The organism is bacterium, assembly GCA_013360215.1.
Classification (GTDB): Bacteria; CLD3; CLD3; order SB21; family SB21; genus JABWCP01.
In genome coordinates, this window is the sequence record JABWCP010000055.1 from 1 (window position 1) to 3,458 (window position 3,458).

The following is a 3,458-nucleotide window of genomic DNA, read 5'->3' on the forward strand; positions in this document are numbered from 1 at the left end:
AGGGCGGCTGGTGATTGCGGATGGTATGACGGCTAAGTTTGAGTACAATGATCATCCGATCAATCGGCGCTGGCTCGAGGGCTGGGCGGCTAACTTTATTGAAACACCGGAGCGCATGCAAGGGTATATGCAACAAATGGGGTTTACGGATATTCGTTTTCGGGATATCACACCGTATGTCATGCATTCCTCGCGGAGAATGTATATGCTGTACTTTCCGGCCAAGGTCTATCATGCCGTAGTACGAATGCTCGGGCGCCCGTCGCCGTTATTATTCAGAAAAAATGTGGATGCCTGCCGTTTTCAATACATCGCATTCAAACGAAAATTGTGGATGTATGGGCTTCTGTGCGGCGTTAAAAAATAGCTGAGGAGTATCATGAGTAATTACCACGATCAGATAGTTGACTATTATCGTGAGACAGAAAATCACTACCGTGTGTATTGGGCGCTGGATAAAACACTGGCGATTCATTACGGCTATTGGGATGAAAAAGTAAAATCATTTCCGCAGTCCCTTCTGCGCATGAATGAAGTGCTCGCCGAAACCGCGAAGATACAGAAAACGGATCGCGTACTGGATGCCGGCTGCGGTGTCGGCGGCAGCAGTATTTTTTTAGCGCAGCATATCGGATGCCATGCGACGGGTATCACGTTAAGCGCTAAACAGGTTGCACGGGCGTTTGAAAATGCCAAAGATAAAAACGTCAGCGATCGCACGGATTTTAAGGTGATGAACTATTGCAAAACAGATTTTCCGGATGCATCGTTTGATGTAGTCTGGGGATGTGAAAGCATTTGTTATGCGGATAGTAAAGAACAGTTTGTTCGCGAGGCGTTTCGTTTGCTCAAACCGGGCGGGCGATTGATATTGGCGGACTTCATGGTTCCAGCTTTTGAAAATAATCAGGACCCGAGCGTACTCCGCTGGCTCGACGGTTGGGTCGTCAATTTTCTCGAAACGCCGGATAATTTTAAAAAATATATGCTCGAAGCCGGATTTGAAGATGTCCGGTTTCGCGATATTTCCAAAAACACACTTCACTCCACTAAACGCCTCGGGCGATTGTATTATTGGGGTAAGGTCTATCTGGCGTATTGCAAAATCATCGGCAAAACGATGGATCCGATTCGTTTGAGGAATATTAAATCGGCTTACGATCAATACCAAAGCCATCGTCGTGCATTATGGATCTACGGTATGTTTTGTACGACGAAACCGTCCTGATCGCACATCAGTTGTTCACGGCCAACGTGATTTTAAAAACAAATATATTTTATAGGTCTTAATTACATGAGTACATACCATCAGAATATCATCGCATTTTATGACGTACTTGAAAATCCACTTCGTATGATATGGGATTTAGACAAGAGTTACGCGATTCACTACGGCTATTGGGACGAAAAAGTAAAGTCTTTCCCGGAGTCTCTTCTGCGCATGAATGAAGTTATGGCGGAGACGGCGCAAATCAAATCCCACGAACGCGTGTTGGATGCCGGCTGCGGTGTCGGTGGGAGCAGTATTTTTCTTGCCCGTACGATCGGTTGCAAAACCGTGGGTATTACGTTGAGTGCCAATCAAGTACAACGCGCTAAGAAAAATGCGCAAAACTCCGGCACGGCGCATTTGAACGAATTCAAAGTGATGGATTATTCGCATACGGACTTTGAAGATGCGAGTTTTGATGTTGTATGGGGATGTGAAAGCATCTGTTATGCAGATAACAAGGAAGAGTTTGTCAAAGAGGTCTATCGGATTTTAAAGCCGGGCGGGCGCTTCATCATGGCGGACGGTATGGTACAAAAATTTGAAGATAATGATAATCCCATCGTGGCTAAGGGACGCGATGGTTGGGCGGCCAACTATGTAGAGACACCGGAGCGCTTCAAACAATTTTTAGAAAATACGGGTTTTACAAATATTACCTACCGCGATATTACGGATCATATCATGCATTCGGCCAAACGCCTTTATTGGGTTTCGTTCCCGGCGAAATTGAATCAGTGGATTCGCCCGATGTTCGGAAAAACGGTTGCCGAACATAATAAAGGAAACGTTGATGCGTGTAAGTATCAGTATTTGGCGTTCAAAAAAAGGCTTTTAGTGTATGGAATTTTGTGTGGCGTAAAACGATAAGCTGTTTTTTGTAAACTTTCAAAATGAAAATTTATGAATTCGTATCACCAAAAAATCATAGAGTACTACCACGGTACTGAAAAAGCCTATAAGTATGGCTGGGGTGTGGAAAAAAATCTCGCCATTCACTATGGATACTGGGATGATAAAGTAAAATCTTTTTCACAATCTTTACAACGGATGAATGAAATCATGGCGGAAGAGGCGGTCATTTCGATGGGAGATCGTATATTAGATGCGGGTTGTGGTGTAGGTGGGAGCGGTATTTTTTTAGCAAAGACGCTGGGTTGCTATACGGTTGGGCTCACGTTGAGCCACCGTCAAAAAAAACGAGCGGAAGAAAATGCATTACGCTACAATGTTTCGGAGCGTACAGAATTTCATCTGATGGACTATGGCCATACAACATTGGACGGCGAAACGTTTGATATTGTGTGGGGTTGTGAAAGTATCTGTTATGCAGATAACAAAGAACAGTTTATAAAAGAAGCATTTCGACTTTTGAAACCGGGAGGGCGTCTCGTGATGGCTGATTTTATGGTGCCACATTTTGACAACAATGCGCACCCTCTCGTTCGCAATTGGCTTGACGGATGGTCTGTCAATTATTTGGAAACAAAAGAGCGATTCGGTGATTTCATGGAAAATGCGGGTTTTCAGAAAATCCGTTTTCGGGATATATCGGATAATATTATGAACACAGTAAAACTTCTTGGAAAAATGTATTACTTTGGCAAATTGTATCAAGTCTACAGATTCATTTTCGGGTTAGAAAGAACGGCGGTCAGCATCGGTAATATCAATGCATCTCGGTGGCAATATCTCAGCAAAAAGGAAAATTTATGGATTTATGGTTTGTTTTCTGCAACGAAACCCAAATTTTTATAAGCCTATCTATGGCGTAAATTATTAGTGAATTCCTATCATGAAAATATTGTCCGGTATTATCGGGCGACTGAAAAATCATACAAGGATGGGTGGGGATTAAAAAAAAATCTCATGATCCATTATGGTTATTGGGACGATAAAGTCTCTTCATTTTCCGAGTCGCTGCTTCGGATGAACGAAGTGATGGCCGAAGCGGTGGGGATTACATCATCGGATAGGGTACTTGACGCCGGTTGCGGTGTAGGCGGGAGTAGTATTTATCTTGCCAAAACCCGCGGCTGCCGTGCGGTAGGAATTACACTTAGTGATAGGCAAGTTGCCCAAGCGGAGACTTTTGCCAAAGACCGTGGTGTATCCGAACAGACGGAATTTAAAATCATGGATTATTGCCATACGGATTTTCCGGATGCATCGTTTGACGTGGTATGGG

At 43.8% G+C, this 3,458-nt stretch carries 5 protein-coding genes; all 5 read left to right on the forward strand.

Annotation, left to right across the window (positions count from 1 at the left end):
• On the forward strand, nucleotides 1-367 hold a 367-nt coding region (locus HUU58_16070; GenBank protein ID NUN47189.1), incomplete at its 5' end, for a hypothetical protein.
• A gap of 12 nt (nucleotides 368-379) precedes the next feature.
• Nucleotides 380-1,228: a methyltransferase domain-containing protein gene (locus HUU58_16075; GenBank protein ID NUN47190.1), complete on the forward strand. Its 849-nt coding sequence runs from the start codon at nucleotides 380-382 to the stop codon at nucleotides 1,226-1,228.
• A 66-nt stretch (nucleotides 1,229-1,294) separates the two neighbouring features.
• The gene (locus HUU58_16080) at nucleotides 1,295-2,140 is read left to right on the forward strand and encodes a methyltransferase domain-containing protein (GenBank protein ID NUN47191.1); all 846 of its coding nucleotides are present in this window, start codon (nucleotides 1,295-1,297) and stop codon (nucleotides 2,138-2,140) included.
• Nucleotides 2,141-2,173: 33 nt separating this feature from the next.
• The gene (locus HUU58_16085; protein ID NUN47192.1) at nucleotides 2,174-3,028 is read left to right on the forward strand and encodes a methyltransferase domain-containing protein; all 855 of its coding nucleotides are present in this window, start codon (nucleotides 2,174-2,176) and stop codon (nucleotides 3,026-3,028) included.
• Between the two features lie 24 nt (nucleotides 3,029-3,052).
• Nucleotides 3,053-3,458 (forward strand): methyltransferase domain-containing protein (locus tag HUU58_16090; protein NUN47193.1); only part of this gene is annotated, 406 nt, incomplete at its 3' end.